We start from the raw sequence: 15,842 nt of genomic DNA, 5'->3' as shown, positions 1-15,842 counted from the left end.
TAAGTGAACTTTTAGTGAATGATGACCTTGTTTTGGGTGAAAGGTACAAAATGAAAAAAGCATTCTTTGCTGGTTCTTTTGACCCGATGACCAATGGTCATCTTGATGTGATTAAGTCGGCTTTAAACATTACACCTAAGCTTGTTATTGGTGTCGGCATTAGTGCGACGAAGCAGCCACTATTCTCATTCGAACAGCGTTCTGAGATGATATTAGAAGCTGTTGCTCATATATTGCCTGATCGTTCTTCTGATGTTGAAGTTATTTCCTTTTCCGGCCTATTGGTTGATGTGGCCAAGGACGTTGGCGCAAATGTAATTGTTCGTGGCTTGCGTGACGGCACAGATTTTGACTATGAAATGCAGATGGTTGGAATGAACCAGACAATGGCATCCGATATTCAAACTGTGTTTTTGCCGGCCTCGCCAAAGGTTCGTCACATCACAGCCACATTGGTCCGGCAAATAGCAAAGATGGACGGTGATATTTTGCCATTTGTGCCATCTAATGTTGAACAGGCATTGAAAACGCAAATATCAAGAAATCGCTAACCGCAGCGCCGTTCATGCTTGCCATTTTTTCTAACTTATGCGACAGCCAATCGAATTCATTCAAAGGACATCCAATATGCGTCACGCTCTTATTGCATTTTGCACACTTATGATTGCCACATTTTCAATTTCATTGGCTCAAGCTGATGAATTTCTAACTATCGAACTTAAAAGCGGTGACGTTGTTATCAAACTTCGTTCTGATGTTGCTCCCAAGCATGTTGAGCGTATTAAAACATTGGCCACAGATGGTGAGTATAACAATGTTGCGTTTCACCGCGTGATTGACGGTTTTATGGCTCAAACAGGTGATGTGAAATTTGGCGATATGGAAGATGGTTTTGCGCCTAATCGTGCAGGAACTGGGGGATCATCAAAACCGAACCTGCCTGCTGAGTTTTCAGATATTCCTTACGAGCGTGGGGTAGTCGGCATGGCGCGTTCACAAAACCCAAATTCTGCAAATTCTCAATTTTTTATCATGTTTAAAGAGGGGCGTTTCCTCGACGGTCAATACACAGTTATTGGTGAGGTTGTTTCAGGCATGGAATTTGTTGATGGAATTAAGCGCGGCGTTGGACAAAGTGGCGCTGTTGAAAACCCTGATCGCATGATTTCAGTGCGTGTTGGCAAGTAATAATTAAAATTGAAGGAGTAGCGAAATGGCTGAAATTAAAGACCCCGAAAATACACTGATCATGGAAACAACTAAGGGTAAGGTTGTTATCGAATTATTTCCTGATTTGGCTCCCGGCCATGTTGGTCGCATTAAAGAGCTAGCACGTGATAAGTTCTACGATGGCATTGTCTTCCATCGTGTGATCGATGGTTTTATGGCGCAAACTGGTGACCCAACCGGTACTGGAATGGGTGGGTCTGATAAGCCTGATCTCAAAGCTGAATTCTCTAACATGAACCATAGCCGTGGCACGTGCTCAATGGCGCGTTCGCAGAACCCTGATTCAGCTAATTCTCAGTTCTTTATTTGCTTCGATGATGCTGGATTTTTGAATAAACAATATACTGTTTGGGGACAGGTTATTGAAGGTATGGAGAATGTGGATCAAATTAAGCGTGGTGAACCTGTGCAAGACCCTGATTCTATGACAACTGTCCGTGTTGCTGCGGACGTCTAGTCACTTTATAAGGTATATTACGAGCATATGCGCGTAGATTTATTTGATTTTGAACTGCCGGATGAATGTATTGCACTTCGTCCGGCAGTTCCGCGAGAAGCGGCCAAATTTCTCATTGTCAGAAACGATAAAGAGGAATTTGAGGACGCACGAGTAGCCGATTTTGTCAGTTTTTTGGAGCCGGGTGACGCTGTGGTTTTTAATGACACGCGTGTCATTCCTGCCCAGCTTGAGGGCGTCCGTATTCGCGGCGAAAACAAATTAAAGGTTCAATCAACCCTACATATGCGTGTCGCCGGTAATGAGTGGAAAGCATTTATTCGTCCGGCAAAACGTGTTAAGATTGGTGATGCCATCATCTTCAACTCGGTTGACATGCAACTTCATTGTGAGGTTGTTGATAAGGCTGATGGTGGTGAAGTTACTCTGCGTTTTGAACAATCCGGTGCTGACCTTGATACTGCGATTGCTCAAACAGGCAAGGTCCCACTACCGCCCTATATAGCATCAAAGCGCGGTGAAGATGAGCAAGATAAGCTCGATTATCAGACAATCTATGCCAAAGACGCAGGTGCAGTTGCAGCGCCAACTGCTGGTTTGCATTTTACCCCGGAAATATTCGATGCTTTGAAAGCGAAGGGTATTTCTTGTCACTTTGTGACTTTACACGTGGGCGCGGGTACATTTTTACCGGTTAAAGCCGATAATACCGATGACCATAAAATGCATTCAGAAATTGGGTTTGTTACCCAAGACATCGCCGATGCGTTAAATGAGGTTAAGAAAAGTGGTGGCAGGGTTGTCAGTGTTGGAACCACGTCTTTGCGACTGTTAGAAAGTGCAGCGACGCCGGAAGGTGAAATAAAGCCATGGTCGGGGCCGACCGATATTTTTATAACACCTGGGTATAAATTCCGAGCCGTTGATATTTTAATGACAAATTTTCATTTGCCAAAGTCTACTCTATTTATGTTGGTTTCGGCGTTTAGTGGGTTTGATCGCATGCGCGATGCTTACAAATATGCAATTGATAATGATTACAGATTTTATTCCTATGGTGATGCGAGTCTGCTTTTTAAAGCAGAGTAGGGGCTTTTATGAGCGAAGAGTTCAAATTTGATGTTCTAGCAACGGATGGTGACGCACGTCGCGGACAGGTTTCGATGCCACGCGGTACGATCCGGACCCCTGCATTTATGCCTGTGGGAACAGCAGGTACTGTGAAAGCTATGTATCTCGACCAGGTGCGAGATCTTGGTGCAGATATTATTCTTGGTAATACCTATCACTTGATGTTGAGGCCCGGTGCAGAGCGCGTTGCACGACTTGGCGGATTGCATGAATTCGCGCGTTGGAAGCATCCCATTTTAACCGATTCCGGTGGGTTTCAAGTGATGTCGCTTTCAGGTTTACGCAAATTAACCGAAAAAGGTGTGACATTCCAATCTCATATTGACGGTTCAAAACATGAAATGAGTCCGGAAAGGTCCATTGAAATTCAAGGATTGCTCGGTTCTGATATCCAAATGCAGCTTGATGAATGCATAAGGTTGCCGGCTGAAAAAGATGAAGTTGAACGCGCAATGGAATTATCTTTGCGATGGGCAGAGCGTTGCAAAACAACATTTGGTGATCAACCTGGTAAGGCAATGTTTGGTATTGTTCAAGGCGGAGATTATGAGGACTTACGCATAAAATCTGCTGAAGCGTTGAGCTCAATGGACTTAAAAGGTTATGCTGTGGGGGGGCTTGCTGTTGGCGAACCGCAAGACGTCATGCTGCGGATGCTGGAAACAACGTGTCCGGCTTTGCCGCATGAAAAGCCGCGATACCTCATGGGTGTGGGTACTCCGCAGGACATACTGCGATCAGTCGCACGCGGCATTGATATGTTTGACTGTGTTATGCCTACAAGAGCTGGGCGGCATGGCCAAGCGTTTACGCGCTATGGAAAATTAAATCTAAAAAATGCGAAACATGCCGAAGATAAACGCCCATTAGATGAGCAATCAACCTGTCCGGCGACAAACGATTATTCGCGTGCATATTTGCATCACTTGGTGAAAGCAGGTGAGGCGTTGGGTGGCATGTTGTTGACTTGGCATAATCTAGCCTATTATCAAGAGCTTATGGCAGGTATTCGTCAGGCCATCACAGATGGAAACTTTGAAGAGTTTTCCAGAAAAACTGAGGCTGATTGGGAAACTGGCGAGGCCTGATTTTTCAACTCGCGTTTGCCAAACCTTGTTCCCACTCATACGCTGATCTAATTATTTGCGATAAGTCGTCATGCTGTTCTTGCCAGTCGGTAAGTGTCTTTATGCGGTTATTGTTTGCTGTGATGCTAACAATGTCACCAGCTCTGCGGGATGCAGTTTGTACATTGATTTCTTTTCCAGCAACTTCAGAGACCATTTTCAATACATCCAGAACTGAGAAGCCCTTACCATATCCACAATTTGCGATCATGGATTTGCTTCTGCCGCGTAATTGATCAAGAGCGGATAAGTGTGCTTGTACCAGGTCTGACACATGTATGAAATCACGGATACATGTTCCGTCTGGCGTATCATAATCTGTACCATAGACTTGGATATGATCTCGTTTACCTGTGGCTGTTTCGCACGCGACTTTTATAAGGCTTAATGCGCCTTGCGTTGTTTGGCCAGTTCGGCTTTGTGGATCTGCTCCGCCGACGTTGAAATATCTGAGAGCCGCAAAGTTAAATGAATCGTGAGCCGTAGATGTGCTGGTCAATATTCGCTCTGTCATCATTTTTGAATGACCATAAGGAGATTGCGGATGAAGAGGGGTTTCCTCAATCACTGGATCCGTTTTAAGTGGCGTTCCATAAACGGCAGCGGTTGATGAAAACACCATATGTTCAATACCTTGATCAAGTGCGACTTCTATCAGGTTTTGAGAGTTTGTCGTATTATTGCGATAATATTCGAGCGGATTTTTGATTGATTCTGCCACCGAGATTGAACCCGCAAAATGAATAATCGCATCGACATTATGTTCGGACATAATCTTTGCCATTGCATCTTTGTCCGCAATATCGACTTGATAGAAGGGGATGTCTTGAGGGATGGAGCTGCGAATACCATTCGAGAGGCGATCAACAACAACTGGCTCTTCACCCCGATCCAAAAGGGCCCAAACCATATGGCTACCGATATAGCCTGCACCACCTGTCACTAAAACCGTCATAGTTTACTCCAACACCCGAAGTTATTTACAGAAATATTGATAACAAAGAATTCTGAAAACGGGATAAAGAATGAAGTTCTAAGTTTAAGAAATGGATTAATAGTTAGGTAACTTATTTTTCAAAGGTCAAATTCATTGACAGGCATACCTATATGCTATTTGAAATTTAATACGATTAATTGGGACAAATCACCTGTGACGGATAACCTGATAAGCCACATTTCAGACGAGGGAATGCGCAAAATTTGTAAGGATGCTTTGGTTTCTGAGGCGAATGCAATTCTTGATTTCAGCGAGACATGTAAAGATGAATTACTTGATGCGATCAAATTAATTGAGAAGTCAACTGGACCGTTAGTTGTTGTTGGTATTGGTAAATCCGGGCATGTTGCGCGTAAGATTTCATCATCGTTTTCGTCTATCGGGAAATTATCATTATTCCTTCACGCAGCAGAAGCAAGTCATGGGGATTTAGGCCAGATTGGAAAAGATAGCGTTGTGCTTACGCTTTCAAATTCTGGTGAAACATCTGAGTTATTTCAGGTGATGAGCTACTGCCTCGGGAATGATATTCCAATGATTGCGATTACTAGAGATGCTCAAAGCACATTAGGGCGAAGCGCTGCGGTAACGATTGCCTATGGCAAGCTTACGGAGGTCTGCCCGAATGGGTTAGCACCAACGACGTCAACAACTTTGACACTCGCCATTGGTGATGCTTTAATGGTTGGTGTTACGCATGCACTTGGTTCTGCACCCGAAGATTTCCACAAGCTGCACCCGGGCGGGAATTTGGGTACAAAGTTCCTCAAAGTTTCAGATTTAATGCACGGTGGTGATGCTTTACCAATTGTTGCTCCAGACACGCCTATGTCGGAAGTGGTAATCAAGATATCAGAAAAGTCTTTCGGAATTGCAGTTGTCGTTGATGGTGATGAAATTAAAGGCGTGATTTCTGATGGAGATTTACGTCGTAATGCCAAAGACTTATGGAGTTTGAAAGCTGTTGAGGTTTGTTCCGCCAATCCTGTGACTATACAAGCAGATCATTATGCTGAAAAAGCGCTGGAACTTATGACAAATCATAAAATCACATGTTGCGTGGTAGCCGATGAGAACCAATCCTTGAAGGGGATATTGCATATTCATGATTGTTTACGCGCTGGAGTGACATCGTGAAAACAACCATCCTAATTCCGGCTCGATACGCCTCATCGCGCTATCCAGGTAAGCCTTTGGTCGAGCTTAAAGGGTCTGATGGCGTTTCCAAAACACTTATTCGACGTTCATGGGACACGGCTCAGTCCGTTGCTAATGTAGCTGATGTATTTGTCGCGACAGATGATGAGCGAATTCGTGACCATGTATTAGGGTTTGGCGGTAAGGTAATTATGACATCTGAGGCTTGTGCGAATGGAACAGAGCGATGCGCTGATGCTTTGCAATATCTTGAGGAAGAGCCGGATTTAGTGGTTAATCTTCAAGGTGATGCGCCATTAACTCCGCCGTGGTTTGTTGAAGCTTTAATTGAGCATATGTCGACCGACCCGTCAGCAGGAATGGCAACTCCCGTATTGCGGTGCGATGAGCAAACTTTTGAAAATTTTAAGAATGATCGCGCCGAAGGGCGAGTTGGCGGAACAACAGCAGTCTTCTCAAAGACTGGAAAAGCTCTGTATTTCTCAAAAGAAGTTATTCCATTTGTGCCCGAGGGCAAAGCCCAAACACAGGTTCCTGTTTTTCATCATGTGGGCGTTTACGCTTACCGTACCAATGCGCTTAAAAATTACATGAAATGGGGTGAGGGTGTTCTTGAGGCCAATGAGGGTCTTGAGCAGCTTCGGTTCTTAGAAAATGATGCAGATATTTCATGTGTGGAAGTTGATGCAAGAGGTCGTGTTTTTTGGGAATTGAATAATCCAGTTGATGTAGCACGAATTGAAAGTGTTCTTTAAAAGAAATGGAAAATCAAATGAAGCAGTTTGAAATTGGAAATATACGTGTCGGGAATGATTTACCTTTCTCATTGATTGCTGGTCCATGCCAAATTGAAAGCCTAGACCATACCTTGTTCATGGCGGAAAAAATTGCGAAAGCATGTGAGAATGCAAATGTTCAATTCATCTATAAATCAAGCTTTGATAAGGCGAACCGCTCATCTGCATCCAGCAAGCGCGGCGTTGGTATTGATAAAGGTTTAGAAATTTTAGCCAAGGTGAAATCTGAGTTCGAATGTTCAGTTTTGACCGACATTCATGAAGCTGGGCAGTGCGCGAAAGTGGCTGAAGTTGCGGATGTTTTACAAATTCCAGCGTTTCTGTGCCGTCAGACGGATTTGTTGTTAGCTGCAGGAAATACCGGAGCTGCGATTAATGTCAAGAAAGGTCAGTTTTTGGCGCCATGGGACATGACGCATGTCGCTGATAAGCTTGCTTCGACTGGTAATGAACGGATTATGCTATGTGACCGCGGCACAAGCTTTGGTTACAACACATTGGTATCAGATTTTAGGTCATTGCCTATTATGGCCGAGACTGGCTACCCTGTTGTATTTGATGCAACGCATAGTGTTCAAAAACCTGGCGGAAACGGGGCCACGACGGGGGGCGAACGTCGCTTTGTGCCTGTTCTTGCCAGAGCTGCTGTTGCCGTAGGATGTGCAATGCTATTCATGGAAACGCATGAAGATCCTGATAATGCCCCATCGGACGGTCCAAATATGGTTTATGTTGATCAACTGGAAGAGATTTTGATGTCTCTTAAACGCATTGAAACTGCTGCTCAGGGGTAAGTTGACTTTATTTATATTCAAGACAGAATAGTCATGAAGTAATTTCAGGAGAGATCATCATGGCAAAAGTTCTGGGTGTGGGTGGCGTTTTTTTTAAGGCAAACGATCCCGCTGCTTTGTGTAAATGGTACTCAGAGCATTTAAATTTTGAGTTAGATACTGGTTATGATGGTGCAAGTTTTAAACCTAATGATATGCCTTCCGGCTCATTAACCGTTTGGAGTCCATTCAAGCGAGATACACAATACTTTGAGCCGTCAAAAAACGACTACATGTTTAATTTGATTGTTGATGATCTGAAAGAAGCATTGGTGCAAGTTCAAGCAGGCGGTGCGCAACTCAATGGTGAGCCGGAGCACTTCGACTACGGCTCATTTGGTTGGTTTTCAGATCCCGAAGGAAACAAGGTTGAACTTTGGGAACCAAAAGCAGTTGACGGCTAGTATAGTTAGCAAACCCAGTTCTCTGAACTCAAAATCATTTATAATTTGCGTTTTCTAGCCTGCCATCCAGCTATAGCAAGCTCTTTGACCTAATCGCCATGTTGTTAGTTTACGAGGTATCTATCCTTGAAAATAACTCTGAATGATGAGCTTGGGTAAAGCTTAGAAATAAAATTGATACACCATTGATTTACATTTTTCCGCCTGTTATGAAGGAGAAAAATGATCAAAGGTGTTTAAAATGACAATAGTACCAATTACTTCGCCTGATTTGGAAGGAGCAGAGGTTTCGTGGTTCTCTGCACTGTGTTCAGATGATTACCAATATTTAGGCGTGCCAGATGGTGCTTTGCGCTCCTCATGGGATCATTGTTCTGCCATTGTTAAAGAGGCGGAGAAGCAAGGGTTTCGTAATATTTTGGCACCATCTTCATATCAAGTTGGTCAAGATACGCTATCCTTCGTTGCAGGATGTGCGCCAATAACCGATAAAATCAATTTTTTGGCGGCTGTTCGTTGTGGTGAAATGCAACCCATAATGTTAGCTCGTACATTGGCGACCTTGGATCACATGTTGGAAGGCCGCTTCACGGTCAATATCATTTCTTCTGATTTTCCCGGCCAGAAAGAGGATAGCAAGTATCGTTATCAAAGGTCACGCGAAGTTGTTGAAATTTTAAAGCAGGCATGGACGCAGGATGAAGTCACTTACAAGGGGGAGATTTATGATTTCTCTGCGGGTTTAACAACGGAGCCTGTGAAGCCATATCAACAAAATGGAGGGCCATTGCTCTATTTTGGTGGTTATTCTCCAGATGCAATTGATCTATGTGCCGAGCATTGCGATGTATATTTGATGTGGCCGGAGACCAAAGAAGAACTCGCAGGGCGCATGAAAGCCGTCAATGATCGAGCACAAACGTTTGGTCGTACGCTTGATTACGGGTTGCGGTGCCATGTGATTGTACGTGAAACAGAGGCTGAGGCTAGGGAATACGCGCAAGAAATTATGTCAAAACTTGATGATGATAAAGGTGAGCAAATTCGCGAACGCGCTCTTGATTCATCTTCTCTCGGGGTTGCGCATCAGGCAAAAAATCGTGAGTTGGCCGATATGGAGGGCTTTATCGAGCCACACCTTTGGACGGGAATTGGACGTGCGCGATCTGGCTGCGGCGCAGCACTTGTTGGTTCACCTGATCAAATCTTAAGTGAAATTGAAGCCTATAAGAAGATGGGTATTCGGGCCTTTATCTTCTCTGGCTATCCACATATTGATGAATGTGAGAGCTTTGGCAGATTGGTTATGCCGCATCTTGATACAGTATCTTTACCGCACGCATATAATCGTGTGCCGAATACCACACCAAAAACGCCTTTAGGGGCAGGGGAACGTAAATAATATGTCTGAAAATATAACACGTATTGATCTAATGGAAGATCTTAGTTTTAGCCGCCTGATATACGGAATGTGGCGTCTGGCTGATGATGCTGATACAAGTGCAGACCATGTACGTGCGAAAATGGATACCTGTTTAGAACAGGGAATTACGACATTTGATCAAGCCGATATCTATGGTGGATTTCAATGTGAAGATGTGATGGGAGGGGCGTTTAAAGCCGATCCTTCGCTTCGTGACAAGGTCGAAATTATTACAAAATGCGGTATTCTGTTTCCGGCTGATAAGGTTCCAGATGTGCGTGTAAAACACTATAATACGAGCCGCGCTCATATTTTGAAAAGCGTTGATAATTCTTTGAAGGCCATGTCGATAGATTATCTTGATATGCTTTTGATCCATCGTCCCGATCCATTTATGGATTTTAATGAGACTGGTGCTGCATTGGATGAGGTCGTCCAATCAGGTAAAGTTCGCGCTGTTGGCGTTTCAAATTTTAAGATTAGTGACTGGTCAGCGCTACAAATGACTATGGATACTAAGCTGATGGCGAACCAGATTGAAATCAGCCTTTTGGAAAGCTCCTCGTTCCGTAATGGTGATCTTGTTGATATTGCGGCAGATAATATGTTGCCAATGGCTTGGTCACCTCTTGCAGGTGGCGGGTTGTTCACGGATAAGCACAAAGCACTTTTTGATAAGCTTAAGGTGATCGGTGCGCAGTATGATGTGGATGCTTCTGCTGTAGCGATAGCTTGGATACTCGCTCACCCATCCAATATTTTACCTGTGCTTGGCACAAATAATTTGGAACGAATTAGAAGTTTGGGTGATGCGTTGAAAGTCGAGATGGATCGGCAAACTTGGTACAAACTGTACGAATCTGCTAATGGACATGAGGTGCCGTAATGGGTGATGGTGGGATGGTTTACCAAATGAGAAATTTTGACCCGTTGGTCGATAATGGTCGCACTTTTCGCCAGGCTCTTGGGCAGTTTGCTACGGGCGTGACAGTGGTTACAACCAATACTGTTGATGGTCCTTTAGGAATGACCGCAAACAGTTTTTCATCCGTATCAATGGAGCCACCGCTTGTTTTATGGTCGCCATCCAAGTATTCAAGGCGCTACCCTCATTTTGATCAATCAGACTATTTCGCCATTCATGTTTTAAGTGCAGAACAAAGCGAATTATGCGATGGATTTGCTAAGTCAGCCAATGCATTTGAGGATTTGGATTGGAGCTATGGTGAGGAAAATGTTCCTCTGATAGATAATTGTCTTGCACGCTTTGAGTGCCAAAAACATGCATGCCATGATGGTGGAGATCACATCATCATGGTTGGTGAGGTCCTGCGCGCGTCTCTGTCCGAAGGTGCACCGCTGTTATTTTTTGGCGGTAATTTTGGTGCTTTTAACGGACCGCAATAGCTCAAGGTCAAGCCAAGAGTTATCGGTTTGATCCGACCAGCGGCCGGTCTACCGACCAGACTAGCGACTTTGTTCGACAATTGCTTCTATACGTTGCTTGGAAGCCGGGTGCGTTGAAAGCCACTCTGGCCCACTTTCGCATTCATCCTGATGGCAGTGCTGGGACGTTAATCGCTCGAGAATACCGGCTAAAGCTGTTGGGTCTTTACCCATAAACTTCAGAAGGTTAACTGCGTACTCATCAGCTTCTGATTCAAAGCCACGTGATGTATTTAGTTGCAGTAAAACAGCACCTTGTCCAAGTATTTCTTCAGTAAGGTCAATACCTCCGCCACTGATCATTCCAATGACAAGATAGATCCCGATTGAACGGTAGATTTGCTGTAGTCCATGTTTTAAATCAACATGGCCAATTTCATGAGCAAGCACCGCCGTGACTTCCTCCACAGTTTCTGTCAGATTGATAAACTGATCCGTCGCGACTATTGTTCCGCCAGGAAGCGCGAATGCATTGGCGCCGAGTTCGCCACCATCACGAAATTGAAGATTATAATCTCCGGACAGATCGGGGTCTAATCTTCGTGCTTGTTCGATTAATTTCTCAAATTCGGCGCGGTATAAATCTTGGCGTTCTGCGGATAGCTTACTCGTGCCTGTAATAAGTTGATCAAGGCCAGATAGAGTTGTTGAATCTAACTTCTCAGTTATGAATTCAGGTGTTTGATGAGCTGCTATCTTTGCAGCGATTGGCATGCCAAATTGATAGAGAATGTATCCACTTATGAAAACCGCTAGCACTATGATAATTAATGATCCCGCGCGAAGACTTTCAAACTTATTCGCGAAAAAGCCAACTTTGCTGACATCGCCTTTGAATAGTTGATCTACAAGATCGTTTTCGATCGTTTCGAAGACAATACCATTCTCAAATGTTAGCTTTCGGGGGATAGTGCCAAGCCGGTCTGAAATATTTAAGAGATCATCTCGCGAATAAACCTTGGTTTCTTCGGCTTTTATCTCTAGTGAGCCACCTTCCAGACAATGAAGCTCGGCCTCAACACTTTCTGACTGTGTTGAGGCAAATAGTCTGCCGTGAATGATGTATGACTGGCTCATTTATTAAAGACCAAAATCTATTCCATCCATATCCATATACTCTGATGATGTTACGCTACCGTCTTGAGCGACAGTATCTACAAAATTGTCGAGTGATCCGCTGGCATGAACTGTAAAATTCGCCGCCAAATATTTTGCTTTGCGAACATGAGCCCAAGGGGCCATCAATCCAATTGTCAGTAATGTTACGATAAAATTGGATAAGACAATCCAAGTATAAGGCAAGGTCTTCAAAGTAGCTATAAAGCGGTGCTCATTATTCAGGTTTAGGTTGTTAATTCCAGTGTTGAATGATTTGACAGAATAATGGATGTAGGCAGGAAGGAAGATTAAAAACATAGCGATATACGATCCGAAAATCCCGGCTATCAGTAATGGTTCACTTTGTGGGTCCAGTGATGAAGGATTAAGACTTTCAATGAGACCAGCTGATAGCGCGGTTACAAATATACCACCAAAAATAATTGCTAAACTAAGAATTGCCAATGCCAATGCGATGAAAAATGCTTTATAAAGTGGTTTAAGCGGTATGTTCGCACCGAATTTGGTGTTTCCCAAACTATGACCATTATAATAGTAGTTAAGTCTTTTACGTGTTGCGATAGGTATGAGTAATCCCAGAGGAATGATCGTAACAATCGGGAGAAGGATAAGCGAAATAAATGCATCCCAATATCTGCCAGCGAAATTAAATCGCACATTGCGGTAGCTGGTCATGCGAGCATTAAATGTAAGACCTTTATTTACGAGCCATGGAATTAAAAAAAGAAGTGGTAGGCTTAATACAGTGAATATCGGGTTGATGTTTGCGAGCACGTTGTAGATTACAAATAGAACGAAAACAATGATACGACCTTTTAGGATCGATTTTGGATTGGCATGGTATTCAAAGTTATGACCGTCAATCCATGTATTGCCATAGAAATATCTTTTGCGGCGTACTTTGGCCCATGCAGAATAGATACCTAGTGTAATGATTGAGAGAAGGAAATTAACGATCCATATTCCAAAATATTCTCGTGCATTGCCGGAGAATGTTACGTTCAGTTCATTGAGCCCCGTCGGTTTGCTCTGATTTTCATCAATATTCATCTATGCCCTCGAGAAATTGTTAATTTGCGCACGTCATTATTTTATTTAACTGACGGGCACAACCTCTAGAATTAATTCTTGATTGAATTACTCAAATTTATCCAAATGATTCTGTATGGCGATTTTATCGCGAATCATGTCTATAATTTGGGCTGATTATCATTCCCGATATGGCTATAATCAAATTTGGACACGGTATTTACTTGAAATTAAGGGCGTTTTGGGCCGTTCTTAGATGTCTTGAATGATTTTTACCTGCCGTTAACGCGCATCGGTGACAAGTGTAGTGTTATTTTTTGCGTGTCATCTTGAAGCGCGCTGAGAAAAAGACATATTTAGGGGTAATGGCATTACGCCAACGAGATTGCATAATTATAAGAGAAAGTAGGGCCTAATATGGCAAATCCAGTCGATACAGCAATGGCACTAGTGCCAATGGTCGTTGAGCAAACCAGCCGTGGAGAGCGTTCATACGACATTTTTTCAAGATTGCTGAAAGAACGTATCATTTTTATTACAGGTCCGGTTGAAGATCACATGGCGACGCTTGTTTGTGCTCAGCTTTTGTTTCTTGAGGCTGATAATCCGAAAAAAGAGATTGCGCTTTATATTAATTCACCGGGCGGTGTTGTGACCTCTGGCATGGCGATTTATGACACGATGCAGTTTATTAAGCCTGCTGTTTCTACGTTGTGCGTGGGGCAAGCTGCTTCAATGGGTTCGCTTTTGTTATGTGCAGGCCACAAAGATATGCGCTTCGCCACACCAAATGCACGTATTATGGTTCATCAGCCTTCAGGTGGCTTTCAAGGGCAAGCGTCAGATATTGAGCGACATGCGCAAGATATCCTGAAGATGAAACGCCGTTTGAACGAAGTTTATGTTGAGCACACTGGGCAAGATTATAAAACGATCGAGGAAACATTGGATCGCGATCACTTTATGACAGCTGATGAAGCACAGAGTTTTGGTATCGTAGATCGTGTAATCGATAGTCGTATCGCAATTGAAGGTGATAGTTCAGAAGAGTAAGGACAAAATGGCGTGAAGCTTTTTCACGCCAGAAGCCTATTAATATTAATAATAAGCGTTAAGCTTATTTTGATCTAATAACTGTTAGGCTTGTATATTAACTTGGATGTTGTTGCAGTTTTGATAAAAAAACGCTTGAATATCCGAAGGATAGGTTGGGGTAATTCTAAATAACGGGGCAAAGCTTCATAAATAGAGTGAAATCAATCGTTTAGTAGCCGCAATTGCGGGAAGGAATACAATATGAGCAAAGTTAGTGGAAGTAATGGTGGTGATTCTAAGAACACTCTTTACTGTTCGTTTTGTGGAAAAAGCCAACATGAGGTCCGAAAGCTCATCGCAGGGCCGACTGTATTCATTTGTGATGAGTGCGTAGAGCTTTGCACCGATATCATTCGGGAAGAAAATAAATCCTCAATGGTTAAATCCAATGAAGGTGTTCCCACGCCTCAAGAAATTATGGAAACTCTTGATGAATATGTGATCGGTCAGTCAAAAGCTAAACGAGTTTTATCTGTTGCGGTTCACAATCACTATAAACGTCTTTCTCATGAGACAAAGAATGGTGCAGACATAGAACTAGCAAAGTCTAATATCCTGCTTGTGGGTCCGACTGGGTGCGGTAAGACGTATCTTGCACAAACACTTGCTCGGATTATTGATGTCCCGTTTACAATGGCAGACGCAACAACGCTTACAGAAGCAGGTTATGTTGGTGAAGATGTCGAAAATATTATTCTTAAACTTCTTCAATCTGCAGATTATAATGTAGAGCGTGCACAACGCGGTATCGTTTACATCGATGAGGTCGATAAGATTTCGCGTAAGTCTGATAATCCTTCCATTACTCGAGACGTATCGGGTGAGGGCGTGCAACAAGCGCTTCTAAAGATTATGGAAGGCACAGTTGCATCTGTTCCACCACAAGGTGGTCGTAAGCATCCACAGCAGGAGTTCTTGCAAGTTGATACGGTCAACATACTCTTTATTGTAGGTGGTGCGTTTGCGGGCCTTGATAAAGTGATTTCAGCTCGTGGTGATAAGACGTCAATTGGATTTGGTGCAAAAGTTGAAGCGCCAGATGAGCGCAGCGTTGGTACGGTTCTTCAAGATCTTGAGCCGGAAGATTTGGTGAAATTTGGTCTTATTCCGGAATTCATTGGTCGTTTGCCAGTGATTGCCACGCTTGAAGATCTTGATGAAGATGCTTTGATCCAAATTCTGAGTGAACCAAAAAATGCTCTTGTAAAGCAGTATCAGCGACTATTCGATATGGAAGATGTCGAATTGACTTTCCACGAGGGGGCTTTACGTGAAATTGCAAAGAAGGCAATTATGCGAAAAACCGGTGCACGTGGCCTTCGTTCAATCATGGAGATTATTCTTCTGGATACGATGTATGAATTACCGGCGCTTGAAGGTGTTCGTGAAGTGGTGATTTCTGATGAAGTGGTGATTGGCAACGCCCGTCCACTGTATATTTATTCTGAACGTAATACAGAAGCTGAAAACGCTTCTGCTTAGAAAAAGAAGCGTTTTTGCAAATTTTGAGCCGTCGCAAGGTTTGCGACGGCTTTTTTGTATAATCTGCGTTAAAAGCGGAGAATGATGGTGTATTCGCTCGAATCAATCTATGAA

At 43.4% G+C, this 15,842-nt stretch carries 17 protein-coding genes; 14 read left to right on the top strand and 3 right to left on the bottom strand.

Annotated features, from left to right (window positions below; genetic code table 11):
• Positions 1-50: 50 nt before the first annotated feature.
• The 5 genes from coaD to tgt all read left to right on the top strand — a co-directional run bounded on the left by coaD (position 51) and on the right by tgt (position 3,906).
• The gene (coaD, locus tag G3W54_RS06525) at positions 51-551 is read left to right on the top strand and encodes a pantetheine-phosphate adenylyltransferase (RefSeq protein ID WP_162652293.1); all 501 of its coding nucleotides are present in this window, start codon (positions 51-53) and stop codon (positions 549-551) included.
• A gap of 76 nt (positions 552-627) precedes the next feature.
• Complete coding sequence (locus G3W54_RS06520; protein WP_162652292.1) at positions 628-1,188, top strand: peptidylprolyl isomerase; 561 nt, start codon at positions 628-630, stop codon at positions 1,186-1,188.
• Positions 1,189-1,213: 25 nt separating this feature from the next.
• Positions 1,214-1,687: a peptidylprolyl isomerase gene (locus G3W54_RS06515; protein WP_162652291.1), complete on the top strand. Its 474-nt coding sequence runs from the start codon at positions 1,214-1,216 to the stop codon at positions 1,685-1,687.
• Between the two features lie 27 nt (positions 1,688-1,714).
• Positions 1,715-2,776: a tRNA preQ1(34) S-adenosylmethionine ribosyltransferase-isomerase QueA gene (gene queA / locus G3W54_RS06510; RefSeq protein WP_162652290.1), complete on the top strand. Its 1,062-nt coding sequence runs from the start codon at positions 1,715-1,717 to the stop codon at positions 2,774-2,776.
• 8 nt (positions 2,777-2,784) lie between these two features.
• On the top strand, positions 2,785-3,906 hold the full coding sequence (gene tgt / locus G3W54_RS06505; protein ID WP_162652289.1) for a tRNA guanosine(34) transglycosylase Tgt: 1,122 nt from the start codon (positions 2,785-2,787) through the stop codon (positions 3,904-3,906).
• A 4-nt stretch (positions 3,907-3,910) separates the two neighbouring features.
• Here the strand turns inward: tgt and galE are convergent, their stop codons facing one another.
• Entirely contained in the window at positions 3,911-4,900 is a 990-nt protein-coding gene (gene galE / locus G3W54_RS06500) for a UDP-glucose 4-epimerase GalE (RefSeq protein ID WP_162652288.1), read from the bottom strand.
• Between the two features lie 195 nt (positions 4,901-5,095).
• Between galE and G3W54_RS06495 the strand changes: the two genes are divergently transcribed.
• The 7 genes from G3W54_RS06495 (at position 5,096) to G3W54_RS06465 (ending at position 10,964) form a co-directional block, all read left to right on the top strand.
• Positions 5,096-6,079 carry a KpsF/GutQ family sugar-phosphate isomerase gene (locus G3W54_RS06495; RefSeq protein WP_162652287.1) on the top strand — a complete coding sequence of 328 codons (984 nt, stop codon included), beginning with the start codon at positions 5,096-5,098 and terminating at the stop codon, positions 6,077-6,079.
• Positions 6,076-6,855 carry a manno-octulosonate cytidylyltransferase gene (locus tag G3W54_RS06490; protein WP_162652286.1) on the top strand — a complete coding sequence of 260 codons (780 nt, stop codon included), beginning with the start codon at positions 6,076-6,078 and terminating at the stop codon, positions 6,853-6,855. The genes G3W54_RS06495 and G3W54_RS06490 overlap by 4 nt, the downstream gene beginning before the upstream one ends.
• Before the next feature lie 17 nt (positions 6,856-6,872).
• A complete protein-coding gene (kdsA, locus tag G3W54_RS06485) occupies positions 6,873-7,691 on the top strand; it encodes a 3-deoxy-8-phosphooctulonate synthase (protein ID WP_162652285.1) in 819 nt (272 codons plus the stop codon).
• A gap of 59 nt (positions 7,692-7,750) precedes the next feature.
• Positions 7,751-8,134 carry a VOC family protein gene (locus tag G3W54_RS06480; RefSeq protein WP_162652284.1) on the top strand — a complete coding sequence of 128 codons (384 nt, stop codon included), beginning with the start codon at positions 7,751-7,753 and terminating at the stop codon, positions 8,132-8,134.
• A gap of 241 nt (positions 8,135-8,375) precedes the next feature.
• Complete coding sequence (locus tag G3W54_RS06475; protein WP_162652283.1) at positions 8,376-9,536, top strand: LLM class flavin-dependent oxidoreductase; 1,161 nt, start codon at positions 8,376-8,378, stop codon at positions 9,534-9,536.
• A gap of 13 nt (positions 9,537-9,549) precedes the next feature.
• Positions 9,550-10,443 (top strand): aldo/keto reductase, encoded by an 894-nt coding sequence (locus G3W54_RS06470; protein WP_162653586.1) that lies wholly within the window; start codon positions 9,550-9,552, stop codon positions 10,441-10,443.
• Positions 10,444-10,469: 26 nt separating this feature from the next.
• Entirely contained in the window at positions 10,470-10,964 is a 495-nt protein-coding gene (locus G3W54_RS06465) for a flavin reductase family protein (RefSeq protein ID WP_162652282.1), read from the top strand.
• Positions 10,965-11,024: 60 nt separating this feature from the next.
• Here G3W54_RS06465 and G3W54_RS06460 read toward each other — a convergent pair whose 3' ends face one another.
• Together G3W54_RS06460 and G3W54_RS06455 are read right to left on the bottom strand one after the other, a co-directional pair.
• Positions 11,025-12,080: a M48 family metallopeptidase gene (locus G3W54_RS06460; protein WP_162652281.1), complete on the bottom strand. Its 1,056-nt coding sequence runs from the start codon at positions 12,078-12,080 to the stop codon at positions 11,025-11,027.
• Between the two features lie 3 nt (positions 12,081-12,083).
• Positions 12,084-13,172 carry a YjgN family protein gene (locus G3W54_RS06455; RefSeq protein ID WP_162652280.1) on the bottom strand — a complete coding sequence of 363 codons (1,089 nt, stop codon included), beginning with the start codon at positions 13,170-13,172 and terminating at the stop codon, positions 12,084-12,086.
• A gap of 396 nt (positions 13,173-13,568) precedes the next feature.
• On the opposite strand from G3W54_RS06455, the gene G3W54_RS06450 reads away from it, so the two are divergent.
• Both G3W54_RS06450 and clpX read left to right on the top strand, forming a co-directional pair.
• Positions 13,569-14,204 carry an ATP-dependent Clp protease proteolytic subunit gene (locus tag G3W54_RS06450; RefSeq protein ID WP_162652279.1) on the top strand — a complete coding sequence of 212 codons (636 nt, stop codon included), beginning with the start codon at positions 13,569-13,571 and terminating at the stop codon, positions 14,202-14,204.
• Between the two features lie 243 nt (positions 14,205-14,447).
• Positions 14,448-15,728: an ATP-dependent Clp protease ATP-binding subunit ClpX gene (clpX, locus tag G3W54_RS06445; RefSeq protein ID WP_162652278.1), complete on the top strand. Its 1,281-nt coding sequence runs from the start codon at positions 14,448-14,450 to the stop codon at positions 15,726-15,728.
• The last annotated feature ends 114 nt before the right edge of the window (positions 15,729-15,842 follow it).

Origin of the sequence: Lentilitoribacter sp. Alg239-R112 (assembly GCF_900537175.1) — a bacterium.
Taxonomy (GTDB): Bacteria; Pseudomonadota; Alphaproteobacteria; order Rhizobiales; family Rhizobiaceae; genus Lentilitoribacter.
Note: the sequence above shows the minus strand (reverse complement) of the source record. Positions and strands in the feature narration are given on the sequence as shown.